The following is a 16,644-nucleotide window of genomic DNA, read 5'->3' on the forward strand; positions in this document are numbered from 1 at the left end:
GTTGTGAAAAATAAATGGCTGTCTTTTTTTTCGGGTAAGGTCCAGCTTGAATTGACGGGAAGAGGGATTGAACGGCTCCTGAATGAATGCACTAGACAGGGGATTCCAGTCTTTCATGTCAAAAAAAAGAAAGAAGCCGTATCGTTATATATACAGCTTCAGGATGTACATGCCTTTCGGCGGGTGAGAAGAAAATTTAAATGTAAAGCCCGATTTATTAATCGGAAGGGATTTCCTTTCTTATTGCTGAAATCAAAGCTGAATATAGGGTTTACGATCGGTTTTGCAATGTTTTTCATCCTTTTGTTTTTGCTTTCCAATATGGTGTGGAAAATTGATGTGACAGGCGCTAAGCCTGAAACGGAACATCAAATGATGCAGCATCTGAATGAAATCGGCGTTAAAAAGGGTCGTCTGCAGTTTTTAATGATGTCTCCAGAAAAAATACAAAAATCGTTAACCAACGGAATAGACAATATCACCTGGGTCGGTGTTGATTTAAAGGGGACGACCATTCATATGAAAGTCGTGGAGAAAAATGAGCCTGAAAAAGAAAAGTATGTAAGCCCGCGCGATATTGTCGCCAAAAAGAAAGCAACCATTACAAGAATGTTTGTGCAAAAAGGACAGCCAATGGCCGCAATACACGATCATGTAGAAAAGGGGCAGCTGCTTGTTTCAGGACTGATCGGCAGTGAAGAGCATCAGCAGGAAGTCGCCTCAAAAGCAGAAATTTACGGAGAAACCTGGTACAAATCTGAAGTGACGGTTCCGCTTGAAACATTATTTAACGTTTACACGGGCAAAGTAAGGACAAAGCACAAGCTTTCTTTTGGCTCTTTGGCCATCCCGATCTGGGGCATAACGTTTAAAAAAGAGAAATTGAAGCACCCAAAAACAGAACAAGAAAAGCATTCGCTTAATTTTCTCGGATTTAAGCTCCCTGTATCCTATATCAAAGAGCAAACGAGAGAAAGTGAAGAGGCTTTGCGAAAATATACGAAAGAAGAAGCAGTTCAAGAAGGCATTAAAATGGGTAAACAGGATGTAGAGAATAAAATAGGCGAAAACGGCGAGGTGAAAAGTGAAAAAGTTTTGCACCATACTGTCGAGAATGGTAAAGTAAAGTTGATTATTCTTTACCAAGTTATAGAAGATATCGTTCAAACCACACCTATTGTCAGGGAGACTGAAGAATGACAGAACATTTACTTGCGATGAATCAAAAACTGAAAAGCCCGGACGAGGCGCTTGCACTGTTCGGGAACCAAGATTCTTTTTTGAAATTGATGGAGAAAGATCTGAATGTGAATATCATTACGCGCGGTGAAACGATCTACGTTTCAGGCGATGAAGATTCGTTTCAGGTTGCAGATAGCCTGCTGGGATCGCTCCTCGCTTTAATTCGCAAGGGGATAGAGATCTCTGAACGTGATGTGATTTACGCCGTCAAAATGGCAAAAAAGAATGAACTTGATTACTTTGAAAGCATGTATGAAGAAGAAATTACTAAAAACGCAAAAGGCAAACCAATCCGTGTAAAAACGATGGGACAGCGGGAATACGTGGCTGCCATGAAGCGGAATGACCTTGTATTCGGCATCGGCCCGGCGGGGACCGGGAAAACATACCTGGCTGTCGTAAAAGCAGTCCATGCTTTAAAAAACGGACATATCAAAAAAATCATTTTAACAAGACCTGCCGTGGAAGCTGGTGAAAGCCTTGGTTTTCTGCCAGGTGACCTCAAAGAGAAAGTAGATCCTTATTTGCGCCCGCTGTATGATTCTCTTCATGATGTACTTGGGGCAGATCATACAGAACGTCTGATGGAAAGAGGCGTCATTGAAATTGCTCCGCTTGCATATATGAGGGGACGGACGCTTGATGATGCTTATGTTATACTTGATGAAGCACAGAATACTACACCTGCTCAAATGAAAATGTTTTTGACGAGACTGGGTTTTGGCTCTAAAATGATCATTACAGGTGACGTTAGCCAAATTGATCTGCCGAAAGGCGTCAAATCGGGACTTGCAGTAGCGAAGGAGATGCTGAAAGGAATAGACGGCATTTCTATGATTGAGCTAGACCAGACAGACGTGGTCAGACATCCGCTTGTTGCGAAAATTATTGAAGCATACGATAAGCAAAATTAATGCTGAATGACCCGATCGCGCGTTATCGGGTCATTTTTATGATTGCTTATGGGCTTGATGTTTCAAGAGGAGGTTCTTGTGTTGAAAAAGAAGGGGAAGACCAAAAGCAGCTCAAAAAAATGGAGCCGCTTTAAAAATGCCCGCTCCATGCATGTACTGCTGTATCTTCTGCTGGCTGCCATTATGTTTGCTTTGCTCTTTGTACATGTTAAGCCGGAAACACTTGATTTAGACCTGTTTTCAGTCAGCGACAAGACCATTTATGCTCCGGCAACCGTCGAAGATCAAAAAGCCACAGAAGAAAAAAAACAAGCCGCTGAGGACGCGGTCGAAGATCAATATACATTGAAAAAAGAATACACAGATAATCGGATTGACCTTGTGTCATCTATATTCGACAGTATCAGCGAAGTGAAAAAATCAGGAGAAGAAGACAGCAAATCACCATCGGAAAAATCAATGGTGAAGTCTGTTAAGAACAAACTAACGTCAGATGTGAATGATTCCATATCAGAGGATACCATCAAAACATTGCTGAAAGCGGACAGTGAAGACTTTTCTTTTGTCAGAGATACAGTCATTACGGCAGTGAATACAGTCATGAGCAGTGAAATTTCGTCGGATAAACTATCTGATGCAAAGGATCGTGTAGAAAAAGAGCTAAAGAGCAATTCGATCCCGTCTAAATACTTGGCAGCTGCGACAGAAATCGGGCGTTTTGCTATTATTCCGAATTACGTCTTCAATCCGAAAGCGACAGAGGCAAAAAGGCAGGAAGCGTCAGACAATGTCCAGCAGGTTCAGATCAAACAGGGCCAGGTGCTTGTGGAAGAAAATGACCTCATTGACCGGGAAGTGTACAGGAAACTCGAGCTGACCGGGTTATTAAATAACTCAAATCTCTTTAAACCGATCAGCGGCCTATTAATTATGATCGGACTTTTCATCGCAACGCTTGTATACTACTTTGAAAAACAAAAACAAAACCTGAAGTTTAAAAAACAATCTATCCTGCTGTTTTCCATTATCACAACGCTTTTGCTTGTTATCATGGAGGTTGTCAGTTTATTTCAGAAGATGGAATATAATAATATCGGCTATCTTGTTCCTATTGCGGCCGGCGCGATCTTAATCAAGCTGCTGATGAATGAACGCATTGCCATTTTGGGAAGTATCATTCTTGCGATTTGCGGGAGTATGATGTTTAATCAGGGTGTGACGGGAACTTTCAATTATGTCATAGGAATTTATTATTTGATCAGCGGGATTTCAGGTGTTTTATTTTTAGGAAAACACAATGCCAGATCAAAGATTTTGCAGACCGGGCTTTTCGTGGCGTTTATTAATATGATTGTCGTTCTTTCCTTATTATTGATTCAAAACACTGCGCTGTCGGGTCTTGAAATCGGCACGTTAATGCTGATGGGGGTTGTCTCGGGGTTTGCTTCGTCTGTATTAATCATCGGCCTGATGCCGTTTTTTGAGACAGGCTTTGGCATTTTATCCACTATGAGGCTGCTCGAGCTGTCTAATCCTAACCATCCGCTGCTGCGCAAAATATTAACAGAAACACCAGGTACATATCATCACAGTGTAATGGTCGCCAATTTGTCAGAGGCAGCCTGTGAGGCGGTGGGGGCTAATGGTTTGCTTGCTAGAGTTGGCGCGTATTATCACGATCTCGGAAAAACAAAGCGCCCGCAATATTTTATTGAAAATCAAATGAATATTGACAATCCGCATGACAAGCTGTCTCCTCAGCTGAGTAAAAATATTATCATCTCGCATACCACTGACGGTGCGAACATGCTGAGAAGCTATAAATTTCCGCAAGAGCTTGTCGACATTGCTGAGCAGCATCATGGAACCTCGCTGTTAAAGTTCTTTTATTATAAAGCGAAGGAAAAAGGCGACCAGATTACAGAAGAAGAGTTCCGTTATCCGGGACCGAAGCCGCAGTCAAAGGAAGCTGCGATTATATCTGTTGCTGATAGTGTTGAAGCGGCCGTCAGATCCATGCATAATCCAAATCCAGAACGAATTGAAAAGCTTGTCCGGGGTATCATATCCGATAAGCTGCAGGACGGACAGTTCAGCGAATGCGATTTGACATTTAAAGAGCTGGATACAATCGCCAAAACACTCTGTGCAACATTAAAAGGAATTTTCCACTCCCGGATCGAATATCCGGAGGCTACTAAGAAGGTGAAATAAATGAGTTTACTGATTGATATTGTTGATGAAACGGGGAGTGTCTCAGAAGAGATGCTCAAAGAAGTAGAGCATCTGCTTCAATTTGCCGCTGAGCGTGAAGGCGTTCAGGATCAGGCTGAAGTTTCTGTCACGATCGTTACCAATGAAGACATACAGCAGATTAATAAAGAGTACCGCGGAAAGGATGCCCCGACAGATGTCATCTCATTCGCTCTTGAAGAGGAGGGCGAGGGCGAGGTCGAAATTTTGGGCGCGGAAATGCCCCCGGTTTTAGGTGATATTATCATCAGCGCGGACCGCACAAGGGAGCAGGCCGAAGAATATAACCATTCTTTTAAGCGAGAGCTCGGATTTCTTGCCGTGCATGGATTTCTGCATCTTTTAGGATATGACCATATGACGAAAGAGGAAGAAGAGGAGATGTTTACTAAGCAAAAGGATTTGCTGGACGCCTATGGACTCAAGAGATCATAGAAATGAGCTGCAGCGATTCTTCAAAAGCTTCGTGCATGCAGGCCGAGGCATCCGGGAAACAGCGCGGACGGAACGTAATTTCCAGTTTCATGCTGCAGCCGTGTGTGCTGTTCTCATTTGCGGCTTCCTCGTGGGGCTCAGTCTGATTGAGTGGGCGATTATTTTCCTTTTGATCGGCGGAATGCTTTCGCTAGAGCTTTTAAATACAGCCATTGAACATACGGTTGATTTAATAACAGACAAACATCATCCACTTGCTAAAGCGGCTAAGGACGCTGCCGCAGGGGCTGTTTGCGTTTTTGCCGTCATTTCGTGTATCATTGGTTTACTTATTTTTTTGCCAAAGCTGTAAGATTGAAAATTCTTACATTTATTTTACATTTTTAGAAATGGGCGTGAAAAAATGCGCGCGATTATGTAAAATATAAAGTGATAGCGGTACCATTTTATAGGTAAGAGAGGAACATGTACACATGAACAGACAGGAATTGATAACAGAAGCATTAAAAGCACGTGATATGGCGTATGTGCCGTATTCCAAGTTTCAAGTCGGAGCCGCTCTTCTTACCAAAGATGGAAAAGTGTACAGAGGCTGCAACATCGAGAACGCGGCATACAGCATGTGCAATTGCGCTGAGCGTACCGCTTTATTTAAAGCTGTTTCTGAAGGGGATACAGAGTTTCAGATGCTGGCCGTTGCGGCTGACACCCCTGGTCCGGTATCTCCGTGCGGAGCATGCCGCCAGGTGATTTCTGAGCTTTGCACAAAGGACGTTATTGTCGTGATGACTAATTTACAAGGACAAATAAAAGAAATGACTGTGGAAGAATTATTGCCAGGCGCATTTTCATCGGAGGATTTACATGACGAACGAAAGCTTTAAATCAGGATTTGTATCTATTATTGGAAGACCAAACGTTGGAAAGTCTACATTTTTGAACAGAGTCATTGGACAAAAAATCGCTATCATGAGCGATAAGCCCCAAACGACGAGAAACAAGGTGCAAGGAGTTCTGACGACAGGTACATCACAAACCATCTTTATTGACACACCAGGGATTCATAAGCCTAAGCATAAGCTTGGGGACTTTATGATGAAAGTGGCGCAAAATACATTAAAAGAAGTCGATTTGGTCTTGTTTATGATCAACGCCGAGGAAGGCTACGGGAAGGGCGACGAATTCATCATTGAGAAATTGCAGAATATGTCCACGCCTGTATTTTTAATCGTAAACAAAATTGACAAAATTCATCCCGATCAGTTGTTACTGTTAATTGACGAATACCGCGGACGTTATCCTTTTAAGGAAGTTGTTCCGATTTCTGCTCTAGAAGGAAATAATATCGAAACATTGCTCACTCAGATTGAAGCGTATTTGCCGGAAGGACCGCAATTCTATCCGAGTGACCAGGTAACCGACCACCCGGAGCGCTTTATCATTTCCGAACTCATCAGGGAAAAAGTGCTGCATTTGACAAGAGAAGAGATCCCGCACAGCATTGCGGTGGCCATCGAATCAATCAAAGGGCAGGACAATGGTTCTGTACACGTAGCGGCGACGATTGTGGTCGAACGGGATTCCCAGAAAGGCATTGTGATCGGGAAAAAAGGAAGCCTGCTGAAAGAGGTCGGAAAAAGAGCGAGAGCGGATATTGAAGCATTGTTAGGCTCCCGTGTCTACCTTGAATTATGGGTCAAAGTGCAGAAAGACTGGCGTAATAAAATGTCCCAGCTGCGCGATTTTGGCTTTAAAGAGGATGAATATTAATCTCTAGCTGTGTCATTATCTCACAGGATCAGGGATACATTAACAAATTTTGTTTAACATGAAATGGAGGACATCAGGTCAAGATAAAGGTAAGAATTTGGAGTTTAGGTAAGCTAGTTTAACTACAGAAAGGTGGGTTTCTTGTGTTGAATTTTACCTGGAACGTATTTTCTCAAACAGGAAATGTTGATACGTATCTTCTTTTTAAAGAACTGGAAAAAGAGAACATAGAAAGACCCGAAGAACTAGAAGATGAGCTAGCCCGATTTGATTATCCAATTTTATAAACCTCTTGGCCGCTCCTGCTTTAGGAAGGTGCGGAAATGCTGACAAAATGTGAAGGAATCGTTCTTCGCACAAATGATTACGGAGAGACGAATAAAATCGTTACTTTACTGACAAGAGAACACGGAAAAGTAGGTGTTATGGCAAGAGGCGCCAAAAAAACGAACAGCCGTTTATCAGCAGTCAGCCAGCCCTTTTTGTATGGTTCATTCTTAATGCAAAAAACAACCGGCCTCGGAACACTTCAGCAGGGTGAAATGATCCTCAGCATGAGAGGCATCAGGGAAGATTTGTTTTTAACAGCATATGCTGCATATATTACCGAGTTAGTCGACAGAGGCACTGAAGAAAAAAAGCCAAACCCTTATTTGTTTGAATTTATTTTAGAATCGCTTAAACAGCTGAACGAAGGAACAGACCCGGATGTTATCATCTTTATCGTTCAAATGAAAATGCTCGGTGTCATGGGGCTGTATCCCGAGCTCAATCACTGTGTGCATTGTAAAAGCCAGGATGGGAGCTTTCATTTTTCTATCCGTGATAACGGTTTTATTTGCCACCGCTGTTTTGAAAAAGATCCTTACAGGGTTCCGATTAAACCGCAAACGGCAAGGCTGTTGAGACTGTTTTATTACTTCGATCTATCAAGGCTGGGCAATGTCTCCTTAAAACAGGAAACAAAAGCTGAATTGAAGCAAGTGATTGATTTATATTATGAAGAATACTCAGGGTTATATTTAAAATCAAAGCGCTTTTTAGATCAAATGGAGAGCATGAAACATCTTATGGGTGAAAACAAAAGTTGACATCTGGTCCATCTTTTTATATGATCATTTATTATAAAATATGTTGCAGTGAGAGAAAGAAGTACTTGCGTTTACCTCATAAAAGCGACCTTAGGGCGGTGTAAGCTAAGGGATGAGCACGCAACGAAAGGCATTCTTGAGCAATTTCAAAAAAAGAGGCTGGGATTTTGATCTCAGCAACTAGGGTGGAACCGCGGGAGAACTCTCGTCCCTATGTTTGCGGCTGGCAAGCATAGAGACGGGAGTTTTTTGGTTGCCGCCGCAGTCATCTGATAAAGGAAAAGTAAAGTGGAGGTGCTTGAAATGAATATTCAAGACATGATTCTAACCTTGCAGCAGCATTGGTCCAGTCAGGGCTGTGTGCTTATGCAGGCTTACGATGTAGAAAAAGGGGCCGGCACGATGAGCCCGTATACATTTTTGCGCAGTATCGGCCCTGAGCCGTGGAAAGTGGCTTATGTAGAGCCTTCCAGACGGCCTGCCGACGGCCGCTACGGGGAGAACCCGAACAGACTGTATCAGCATCATCAGTTTCAGGTCATTATTAAACCGTCTCCTGATAACATTCAAGAGCTGTATTTAGATTCCTTGCGCGCTCTTGGAATTGATCCGCTTGAGCATGATATTCGCTTTGTTGAAGACAACTGGGAGAACCCGTCTTTAGGCTGCGCGGGTCTTGGCTGGGAAGTATGGCTTGACGGAATGGAAATTACACAATTTACGTATTTCCAGCAGGTCGGAGGACTAGAGTGTAAACCAGTTTCTGTAGAGATTACGTACGGAATTGAGCGTCTCGCGTCTTATATCCAGGATAAAGAGAATGTGTTCGACTTGGAATGGACGTCAGGGTTCACAGTAAAAGATTTATTCATGATGGCGGAATACGAGCATTCCGTTTATACGTTTGAAACGTCAGACGTCGATATGCTGTTCCAATTGTTCAGCACGTATGAAAAAGAAGCGATCAAACAAATGGATAACGGGCTTGTTCATCCAGCATATGACTATGTGCTAAAATGCTCGCACACCTTCAACCTGCTTGACGCCAAAGGTGCGATCTCAGTTACCGAGCGGACAGGCTATATCGCAAGAGTGCGGAATTTAGCGAGAAAAGTAGCAAAAACCTATTATGAGGAACGAGAAAAACTAGGGTTCCCAATGCTTAAAGGGGAGGGTGCTTCTCATGAGTAAACAGGATTTATTTTTAGAGATTGGATTAGAGGAAATGCCGGCGCGCTTTTTAAATGACAGCATGGTTCAGCTCGGAGAGAAGCTGACAGGCTGGCTAAAAGAAAAAAATATCACTCACGGTGAAGTGAAGCTCTTCAATACACCTAGACGTCTAGCTGTATTCGTAAAGGATGTAGCAGAAAAGCAGGATGATATAAAAGAAGAAGCAAAAGGGCCAGCGAAAAAAATTGCTCTTGATGCAGACGGGAACTGGACAAAAGCGGCAATCGGCTTTTCAAAAGGCCAAGGCGCAGACGTGAAAGATCTGTACATCAAAGAAGTAAAAGGCACAGAGTATGTATTTGTGCAAAAATTCCAAGCCGGACAAGAAACGAAGTCGCTTCTGCCGGAACTGAGCGGTTTGGTTACGAGCTTGCACTTCCCGAAAAACATGCGTTGGGGAAATGAAGATTTGCGTTATATCCGGCCAATCAAATGGATTGCCGCTTTATTTGGACAGGATGTCATTCCATTTTCGATCACAAACGTTGAGTCTGGCCGGACAACACAGGGACACCGTTTCCTCGGACATGAAGTGTCAATTGAATCACCTTCTTCCTATGAAGAGCAGCTGAAAGAACAGCATGTCATCGCTGACCCTAACATCCGGAAACATATGATTCAATCTCAGCTGGAAGCGATGGCCGCAGAAAACAATTGGAACATTCCAGTAGACGAAGACCTTCTTGATGAAGTGAATCATTTAGTAGAATACCCGACAGCTCTTTACGGTTCATTTGAATCTGAGTTTCTGACAATTCCTGAGGAAGTGCTTGTCACGACAATGAAAGAGCATCAGCGCTACTTCCCTGTCAAAGACAAAAACGGTGATTTGCTGCCTCACTTTATCACAGTCCGAAATGGAAACAGCCACGCGATCGAAAATGTAGCCCGTGGCAATGAAAAAGTGCTGCGCGCGCGTTTATCTGATGCTTCATTCTTCTACAAGGAAGATCAGAAATTAAACATTGATGCAAATGTGAAGAAGCTTGAGAACATTGTTTTCCATGAAGAGCTTGGTTCTCTTGCTGATAAGGTCAGAAGAGTCACTGCAATCGCAGAGAAGCTTGCCGTCCGTCTTCAGGCTGATGAAGATACATTAAAACATGTGAAGCGGGCTGCTGAAATTTCTAAATTCGATCTTGTCACACATATGATATACGAATTCCCTGAGCTTCAAGGAATTATGGGTGAAAAGTATGCGAAAATGCTTGGAGAAGATGAAGCTGTGGCTGCGGCAGTAAACGAACACTATATGCCTAGATCAGCAGGCGGAGAAACGCCTTCTACTTTCACCGGAGCTGTTGTAGCAATGGCGGATAAGCTGGATACAATCGCTTCATTCTTCTCTATCGGCGTAATTCCGACTGGTTCACAGGATCCTTACGGCCTGCGCCGCCAAGCGAGCGGTATTGTTGCGATTCTTCTTGACCGCAACTGGGGAATTTCGTTTGAAGAGCTGCTTACTTTCGTACAAACGGAAAAAGAAAGTGAACTGCTGGATTTCTTCACTCAGCGTCTGAAATATGTCTTGAATGCTGAACAAATCAGATACGATGTCATCGACGCCGTGCTGGAAAGCTCTATGCTTGAGCCGTACTCAGCGCTGCATAAAGCACAAGTGCTGGAACAAAAGCTTGGTGCACCAGGTTTTAAGGAAACAGCGGAAGCTTTAGGCCGAGTCATCTCTATCAGCAAAAAAGGAGTCCGCGGAGACATTCAGCCTGATCTGTTTGAAAATGAATACGAAGCAAACCTGTTTGATGCCTACCAAACAGCGAAGCAAAACCTGCAGGAAAACTTCAGCAAAAAAGATTACGAGGCGGCGCTTGCTTCACTTGCAGCCTTAAAAGAACCAATCGATGCTTACTTCGACCATACAATGGTTATAGCACATAACGAGACATTAAAGGCAAACCGTTTAGCGCAAATGGTAAGCTTGGCGGATGAGATCAAGTCCTTTGCGAATATGAATGCCCTTATTGTAAAATAAAGATAGAAAAGGCGGTTGCTGTGTGATCGGTAATCGTCTTTTCCCCATTTATAAGTTTTTTTGTTTGATTACAAGATATTTACGATATAATATGGATTATTATTTCTTTACATAGATATGAAGTGAAAAGGTGGTGAGTACGATCGAACTAAATAAACGGCAAGAACATATTTTGCAGATTGTAAAAGAAAACGGGCCGATTACAGGGGAGCATATTGCAGAAAAGCTGAACCTAACCAGGGCAACATTGCGTCCGGATTTAGCCATACTCACCATGTCAGGATTCCTCGAGGCGCGCCCGAGAGTCGGTTATTTCTACACAGGGAAAACCGGCACCCAGCTTTTGGCAGATAAACTCAAAAAGCTTCAGGTGAAAGACTTTCAATCTATCCCCGTTGTGATTCACGAAAACGTTTCTGTGTACGATGCGATTTGCACCATGTTTTTAGAAGATGTAGGTACTCTGTTTGTGGTGGACCGCGATGCTGTTTTAGTCGGTGTGCTTTCACGAAAAGACTTGCTGAGAGCGAGCATTGGCCAGCAGGAGCTTACATCTGTCCCTGTTCATATCATCATGACAAGGATGCCGAACATTACGGTTTGCAGACGCGAGGATTATGTGATGGACATTGCAAAGCACTTGATAGAAAAACAAATTGATGCACTGCCTGTTATCAAAGATACCGATAAAGGCTTTGAAGTGATCGGCAGAGTGACAAAAACGAATATGACAAAAATACTTGTCAGTTTATCAGAAAATGAAATCCTATAACATCGCAAACTAACGGGGGGATAATATGAATAACCGCATCATCTATGTCGTATCAGATTCTGTCGGTGAAACGGCTGAATTGGTAGTAAAAGCAGCACTCAGCCAATTTAACGGGTCAGCGGACGATACACATGTCAGAAGAATTCCTTATGTTGAAGATATAGGCACGATCAATGAAGTGATTTCACTCGCCACGGCAGACGGCGGCATTATCTGTTTTACACTCGTGGTGCCGGAAATAAGAGAATATTTGATTGCAGAAGCGGAAAAAGCAAATGTTTTATATTATGATATTATCGGCCCGTTAATTGATAAAATGGAAACGGCCTACGGTTTAACAGCGAAATACGAACCAGGGCGGGTGCGCCAGCTTGATGAAGACTATTTCAAAAAAGTGGAGGCCATCGAGTTTGCAGTTAAATACGATGATGGACGGGATCCAAGAGGGATTTTAAAAGCAGATATCATTTTGATCGGCGTATCGAGAACGTCTAAAACACCGCTGTCTCAATATCTCGCCCACAAGCGCCTGAAGGTTGCCAATGTTCCGATTGTTCCTGAGGTTGACCCGCCGGAAGAACTCTTTAACGTCGATCCGAAAAAATGCATCGGTTTAAAGATCAGCCCGGATAAACTGAATCATATCAGAAAAGAACGGTTAAAATCGCTCGGACTTAATGACAAAGCGATCTATGCAAATATCAACAGAATCAAAGAGGAACTGGAATATTTCGAAAAGATTGTGGACCGGATCGGATGCCAGGTTGTGGATGTTTCAAATAAAGCGGTTGAAGAAACAGCGAATATTATTCATCATCTCAAAACAAAAAACATGTAACTCAGGACGCTCTATCCTGGGTTTTTGGCTATGCCAAAAGGGAATAATGAAAAACAATAGCATCTTTGGGAAGTTTGTATTATAATAAAAAATTGTGATAAAATGATTAATTTTAGGTTTAAGGTTCGTGTGATACGAATAAACTATTATGGGTAAGATGTCAAGAATTTCTCCCGGAAATTTTTCGACAAATTCATATACATCCGCAATGATCTAAAGGATGTGCGATTTTGCTTGCTTTTATGCAGGAGTTTAATGGAGGGATGGAGAATTACTCTTCTTAATGAACAAGAAAAGACGATTTTTGTCGATGCTGACGCTTGTCCGGTAAAAGATGAAATTTTACAAACAGCATCCGATTATGACGTTCAAGTTCTTTTTGTCGCTTCATTTGAACATTATCAGCTTTCCAGAAGCAAGGAAGAAATATGGAAATATGTTGATCCTCATAAAGAAGCTGCTGATTTATATATCGCAAATCACGTAAAAACGGGAGATATTGTTGTGACGCAGGACATCGGATTAGCATCCCTGCTACTGAACAGAAATGTCTCAGTTATGTCGGAAAGAGGGCGTCTTTACAAAGAAGATACGATTGATTTTGCTCTTGAGAGCCGTCATTTTTCCGGTAAACAAAGAAAAAAAGGCATATACGCCAAAGGGCCTAAAAAATTAAATAAAGAAGATCGAGAACGATTTATTACACTGCTGCAAAAAATCCTGTCGAACGATGAAGGGATTTTGCACTAAAGCATCGAATAATGTACGACGGAGTGTTATAAGATGGGAAATCGGATACCAGATGAAATTGTGGATCAGGTGCAAAAGTCGGCAGATATCGTTGAAGTCATAGGTGATTATGTTCAATTAAAGAAGCAAGGCCGAAACTACTTTGGACTCTGTCCTTTTCATGGAGAAAGCACACCTTCGTTTTCCGTATCGCCCGACAAACAGATTTTTCATTGCTTTGGCTGCGGAGCGGGCGGCAATGTTTTCTCTTTTTTAAGGCAGATGGAAGGTTATTCTTTTGCTGAGGCGGTTTCTCACCTTGCTGACAAATACCAAATTGATTTTCCAGATGATATAACAGTTCATTCGGGAGCCCGGCCAGAATCTTCTGGAGAACAAAAAATGGCAGAGGTTCATGAACTCTTGAAGAAATTTTACCATCATTTGTTAATAAATACAAAAGAAGGTCAAGAGGCACTGGATTATCTGCTTTCAAGGGGCTTTACGAAAGAGCTGATTGATGAATTTCAGATCGGCTATGCTCTTGATTCCTGGGACTTCATCACGAAGTTTCTCGTAAAGAGGGGCTATAGTGAGGCGGAAATGGAAAGAGCGGGTCTTCTGATCAGACGTGAAGACGGGAGCGGATATTTTGACCGTTTCAGAAACCGCGTCATGTTTCCGATCCATGATCATCACGGGGCTGTTGTTGCTTTCTCAGGCAGGGCTCTTGGCAGCCAGCAGCCTAAGTATATGAACAGTCCTGAAACACCGCTCTTTCATAAAAGTAAACTGCTTTACAATTTTTATAAGGCCCGCCTTCATATCAGAAAGCAGGAAAGAGCGGTCTTATTTGAGGGATTTGCCGATGTCATATCGGCCGTAAACTCGGGTGTAAAAGAGAGTATAGCCACGATGGGAACGTCTCTGACAGATGATCATGTCAAGATCCTGAGAAGAAATGTCGAAGAAATCATTCTTTGCTACGACTCTGATAAAGCCGGATATGAAGCCACCTTAAAAGCTTCTGAGCTTCTCCAAAGTAAAGGCTGCAAAGTCAGAGTTGCAATGATTCCTGACGGATTGGACCCTGACGATTACATCAAAAAGTTCGGCGGGGAAAAATTTAAAAACGACATTATCGATGCCAGTGTCACCGTGATGGCGTTCAAAATGCAATATTTCCGAAAAGGAAAGAACCTGTCCGATGAAGGTGATCGCCTGACTTACATTAAAGCTGTACTGAAAGAAATCAGCACGCTTAAAGGATCGCTTGAGCAGGAAGTCTATGTAAAACAGCTTGCTTCAGAGTTTTCGCTTTCACAGGAGTCTTTAACCGAGCAGCTGACTGTTTTCAGCAAGCAAAGTAAACCTGTTGACAATGGCGGTGAAACGAAAACACGGCTTGCGCATCTGACGACAAAGGCAAGGCAAAAACGTCTGCGTCCGGCGTATGAAAATGCAGAAAGGCTGTTACTCGCCCACATGCTTCGAGATCGGAGCGTCATTAAAAAAGTGATTGACCGGGTAGGCTTTCAATTTAATATTGATGAGCACCGCGCATTAGCCGCCTATCTTTACGCTTTTTATGAGGAGGGGGCCGAGCTTACGCCTCAGCATCTGATGGCCAGGGTGACGGATGATCATATAAGCCAGCTCTTGTCTGATATTTTAATGCTTCAGATTAATCAAGAACTCAGTGAAGCCGAGTTATCAGATTATGTAAAAAAAGTGTTGAATCACAGAAATTGGTCAATGATAAAAGAAAAAGAGACGGAAAGAGCCGAAGCCGAAAGGCAAAAAGATTTTTTAAGAGCTGCTTCTCTTGCTCAAGAAATCGTTACATTGAACCGATCTTTAAAATAACTGGAAAAACTGGTGAGAAGCGTTTATTGGCAATGATTCCTTGCGGAGGAGCAAATAGATCGCTTGACCTCATCATGAATTGTCATTTCATTATTCGCACATTATTAAAGGCAGCTCACATAGAAAACGCCTGAATGGACCGAATAAGAATCATACCGCTTATAGAATTCGTTGCAAGCTTTGGAAGGAGGGATCCATAATGGCTGATAAACAAACCCACGAGACAGAATTAACATTCGATCAAGTAAAAGAGCAATTAACAGAGTCTGGTAAAAAACGTGGCGTTTTGACATATGAAGAAATTGCCGAGCGTATGTCCAGCTTTGAAATTGAATCAGACCAAATGGATGAGTATTATGAATTTTTAGGTGAACAAGGTGTTGAATTAATTAGTGAGAATGAAGAAACAGAAGATCCTAATATTCAGCAGCTTGCCAAAGCCGAAGAAGAATTTGACCTTAATGACCTAAGTGTACCGCCGGGTGTCAAAATCAATGACCCAGTTCGGATGTATCTAAAGGAAATCGGCCGGGTTAACCTTCTATCTGCAAAAGAAGAAATCGCCTACGCTCAAAAGATTGAAGAAGGTGATGAAGAATCTAAACGCAGATTGGCTGAAGCGAACCTGCGGCTTGTTGTCAGTATCGCAAAACGGTATGTCGGACGCGGAATGCTGTTCCTTGACCTGATTCAAGAAGGTAACATGGGTCTGATGAAAGCCGTTGAAAAATTTGATTACCGCAAAGGTTATAAATTCAGTACGTATGCTACGTGGTGGATCAGACAGGCGATTACTCGCGCCATTGCCGATCAGGCGAGAACGATCCGGATTCCCGTTCATATGGTTGAAACCATTAATAAATTGATCCGTGTGCAGCGTCAATTACTGCAAGATTTAGGCAGAGAACCGACACCTGAAGAAATTGCGGAAGATATGGATTTAACACCTGAAAAAGTACGCGAAATCTTAAAGATCGCACAAGAGCCGGTATCGCTGGAAACACCGATCGGTGAAGAGGATGACTCGCATCTTGGTGATTTTATTGAAGACCAAGAAGCAACTTCACCTTCAGACCATGCCGCATATGAGCTGTTGAAAGAGCAGCTGGAAGATGTACTTGATACGTTAACTGATCGTGAAGAAAATGTATTGCGTCTTCGATTTGGTCTTGATGACGGCCGCACAAGAACACTAGAAGAGGTCGGCAAGGTATTTGGAGTAACGAGAGAGCGTATTCGACAAATCGAAGCTAAAGCGTTGCGGAAACTTAGACATCCTAGCAGAAGTAAACGTTTGAAAGATTTCCTGGAATAAGATGGAACGGGTCTTGTAGATCCGTTCTTCTTTTTTATCAAAAAGATATATGGATAATATGCCTTTATTTTACTGAAAAATGGTGTCATTTGCAAATGAACATTGTGGTGAAAAAATTCAAATATGAATCCATATTTTCTATTGTAAGCGTATACAATACATTATACAATAGAATAAAATAGATATCGGAGAAATA

The 16,644-nt window shown here is 42.5% G+C and carries 16 protein-coding genes and 1 other annotated feature; all 16 genes read left to right on the forward strand.

Annotation, left to right across the window (positions count from 1 at the left end):
* The first annotated feature begins 3 nt into the window (after window positions 1–3).
* The 16 genes from yqfD (at window position 4) to rpoD (ending at window position 16,448) form a co-directional block, all read left to right on the forward strand.
* Window positions 4–1,200 (forward strand): sporulation protein YqfD, encoded by a 1,197-nt coding sequence (gene yqfD, locus JMN17_RS02135; protein ID WP_087990759.1) that lies wholly within the window; start codon window positions 4–6, stop codon window positions 1,198–1,200.
* The gene (locus JMN17_RS02140; RefSeq protein WP_087990758.1) at window positions 1,197–2,156 is read left to right on the forward strand and encodes a PhoH family protein; all 960 of its coding nucleotides are present in this window, start codon (window positions 1,197–1,199) and stop codon (window positions 2,154–2,156) included. The genes yqfD and JMN17_RS02140 overlap by 4 nt, the downstream gene beginning before the upstream one ends.
* A gap of 78 nt (window positions 2,157–2,234) precedes the next feature.
* Window positions 2,235–4,370, forward strand: a complete 2,136-nt coding sequence (gene pgpH, locus JMN17_RS02145; protein ID WP_087990757.1) for a cyclic-di-AMP phosphodiesterase PgpH — start codon at window positions 2,235–2,237, stop codon at window positions 4,368–4,370.
* On the forward strand, window positions 4,371–4,844 hold the full coding sequence (gene ybeY, locus JMN17_RS02150; RefSeq protein ID WP_087990756.1) for an rRNA maturation RNase YbeY: 474 nt from the start codon (window positions 4,371–4,373) through the stop codon (window positions 4,842–4,844).
* Window positions 4,825–5,196 carry a diacylglycerol kinase family protein gene (locus tag JMN17_RS02155; RefSeq protein ID WP_087990755.1) on the forward strand — a complete coding sequence of 124 codons (372 nt, stop codon included), beginning with the start codon at window positions 4,825–4,827 and terminating at the stop codon, window positions 5,194–5,196. The genes ybeY and JMN17_RS02155 overlap by 20 nt, the downstream gene beginning before the upstream one ends.
* A 121-nt stretch (window positions 5,197–5,317) precedes the next feature.
* Complete coding sequence (locus tag JMN17_RS02160; protein ID WP_010330699.1) at window positions 5,318–5,728, forward strand: cytidine deaminase; 411 nt, start codon at window positions 5,318–5,320, stop codon at window positions 5,726–5,728.
* Window positions 5,709–6,614 carry a GTPase Era gene (gene era / locus JMN17_RS02165; protein WP_087990754.1) on the forward strand — a complete coding sequence of 302 codons (906 nt, stop codon included), beginning with the start codon at window positions 5,709–5,711 and terminating at the stop codon, window positions 6,612–6,614. Before JMN17_RS02160 ends, era begins: the two co-directional genes overlap by 20 nt.
* Window positions 6,615–6,757: 143 nt before the next feature.
* Window positions 6,758–6,901 (forward strand): YqzL family protein, encoded by a 144-nt coding sequence (locus JMN17_RS02170; protein ID WP_087990753.1) that lies wholly within the window; start codon window positions 6,758–6,760, stop codon window positions 6,899–6,901.
* Between the two features lie 36 nt (window positions 6,902–6,937).
* Window positions 6,938–7,705, forward strand: a complete 768-nt coding sequence (recO, locus tag JMN17_RS02175) for a DNA repair protein RecO (RefSeq protein ID WP_087990752.1) — start codon at window positions 6,938–6,940, stop codon at window positions 7,703–7,705.
* Between the two features lie 39 nt (window positions 7,706–7,744).
* Window positions 7,745–7,921, forward strand: a binding site (T-box leader).
* Window positions 7,922–8,008: 87 nt separating this feature from the next.
* The gene (glyQ, locus tag JMN17_RS02180) at window positions 8,009–8,896 is read left to right on the forward strand and encodes a glycine--tRNA ligase subunit alpha (protein WP_087990751.1); all 888 of its coding nucleotides are present in this window, start codon (window positions 8,009–8,011) and stop codon (window positions 8,894–8,896) included.
* Entirely contained in the window at window positions 8,889–10,928 is a 2,040-nt protein-coding gene (glyS, locus tag JMN17_RS02185) for a glycine--tRNA ligase subunit beta (protein ID WP_202327144.1), read from the forward strand. Before glyQ ends, glyS begins: the two co-directional genes overlap by 8 nt.
* A 133-nt stretch (window positions 10,929–11,061) precedes the next feature.
* Window positions 11,062–11,700, forward strand: coding sequence for a transcriptional regulator CcpN (gene ccpN / locus JMN17_RS02190; RefSeq protein WP_003237058.1), 639 nt, complete (start codon window positions 11,062–11,064; stop codon window positions 11,698–11,700).
* A gap of 25 nt (window positions 11,701–11,725) precedes the next feature.
* Window positions 11,726–12,538 carry a pyruvate, water dikinase regulatory protein gene (locus JMN17_RS02195; RefSeq protein WP_087990749.1) on the forward strand — a complete coding sequence of 271 codons (813 nt, stop codon included), beginning with the start codon at window positions 11,726–11,728 and terminating at the stop codon, window positions 12,536–12,538.
* A 255-nt stretch (window positions 12,539–12,793) separates the two neighbouring features.
* Window positions 12,794–13,288: a YaiI/YqxD family protein gene (locus JMN17_RS02200; RefSeq protein ID WP_087990748.1), complete on the forward strand. Its 495-nt coding sequence runs from the start codon at window positions 12,794–12,796 to the stop codon at window positions 13,286–13,288.
* A gap of 33 nt (window positions 13,289–13,321) precedes the next feature.
* The gene (gene dnaG, locus JMN17_RS02205) at window positions 13,322–15,133 is read left to right on the forward strand and encodes a DNA primase (protein ID WP_202327146.1); all 1,812 of its coding nucleotides are present in this window, start codon (window positions 13,322–13,324) and stop codon (window positions 15,131–15,133) included.
* 199 nt (window positions 15,134–15,332) lie between these two features.
* Window positions 15,333–16,448: an RNA polymerase sigma factor RpoD gene (rpoD, locus tag JMN17_RS02210; RefSeq protein WP_003226225.1), complete on the forward strand. Its 1,116-nt coding sequence runs from the start codon at window positions 15,333–15,335 to the stop codon at window positions 16,446–16,448.
* Window positions 16,449–16,644 lie beyond the last annotated feature (196 nt).

This window comes from Bacillus sp. RHFS10, from assembly GCF_016757475.1.
GTDB lineage: Bacteria > Bacillota > Bacilli > Bacillales > Bacillaceae > Bacillus > Bacillus subtilis_G.

Excerpts from the sequence above, each read along its gene's own strand:
- JMN17_RS02160 (WP_010330699.1), top strand. The coding sequence starts at position 5,318 with ATGAACAGACAGGAATTGATAACAGAAGCATTAAAAGCACGTGATATG.
- ybeY (WP_087990756.1), top strand. The coding sequence starts at position 4,371 with ATGAGTTTACTGATTGATATTGTTGATGAAACGGGGAGTGTCTCAGAA.
- JMN17_RS02140 (WP_087990758.1), top strand. The coding sequence starts at position 1,197 with ATGACAGAACATTTACTTGCGATGAATCAAAAACTGAAAAGCCCGGAC.
- JMN17_RS02155 (WP_087990755.1), top strand. The coding sequence starts at position 4,825 with ATGGACTCAAGAGATCATAGAAATGAGCTGCAGCGATTCTTCAAAAGC.
- dnaG (WP_202327146.1), top strand. The coding sequence starts at position 13,322 with ATGGGAAATCGGATACCAGATGAAATTGTGGATCAGGTGCAAAAGTCG.
- era (WP_087990754.1), top strand. The coding sequence starts at position 5,709 with ATGACGAACGAAAGCTTTAAATCAGGATTTGTATCTATTATTGGAAGA.
- glyQ (WP_087990751.1), top strand. The coding sequence starts at position 8,009 with ATGAATATTCAAGACATGATTCTAACCTTGCAGCAGCATTGGTCCAGT.
- recO (WP_087990752.1), top strand. The coding sequence starts at position 6,938 with ATGCTGACAAAATGTGAAGGAATCGTTCTTCGCACAAATGATTACGGA.
- JMN17_RS02195 (WP_087990749.1), top strand. The coding sequence starts at position 11,726 with ATGAATAACCGCATCATCTATGTCGTATCAGATTCTGTCGGTGAAACG.
- rpoD (WP_003226225.1), top strand. The coding sequence starts at position 15,333 with ATGGCTGATAAACAAACCCACGAGACAGAATTAACATTCGATCAAGTA.
- JMN17_RS02200 (WP_087990748.1), top strand. The coding sequence starts at position 12,794 with ATGGAGGGATGGAGAATTACTCTTCTTAATGAACAAGAAAAGACGATT.
- glyS (WP_202327144.1), top strand. The coding sequence starts at position 8,889 with ATGAGTAAACAGGATTTATTTTTAGAGATTGGATTAGAGGAAATGCCG.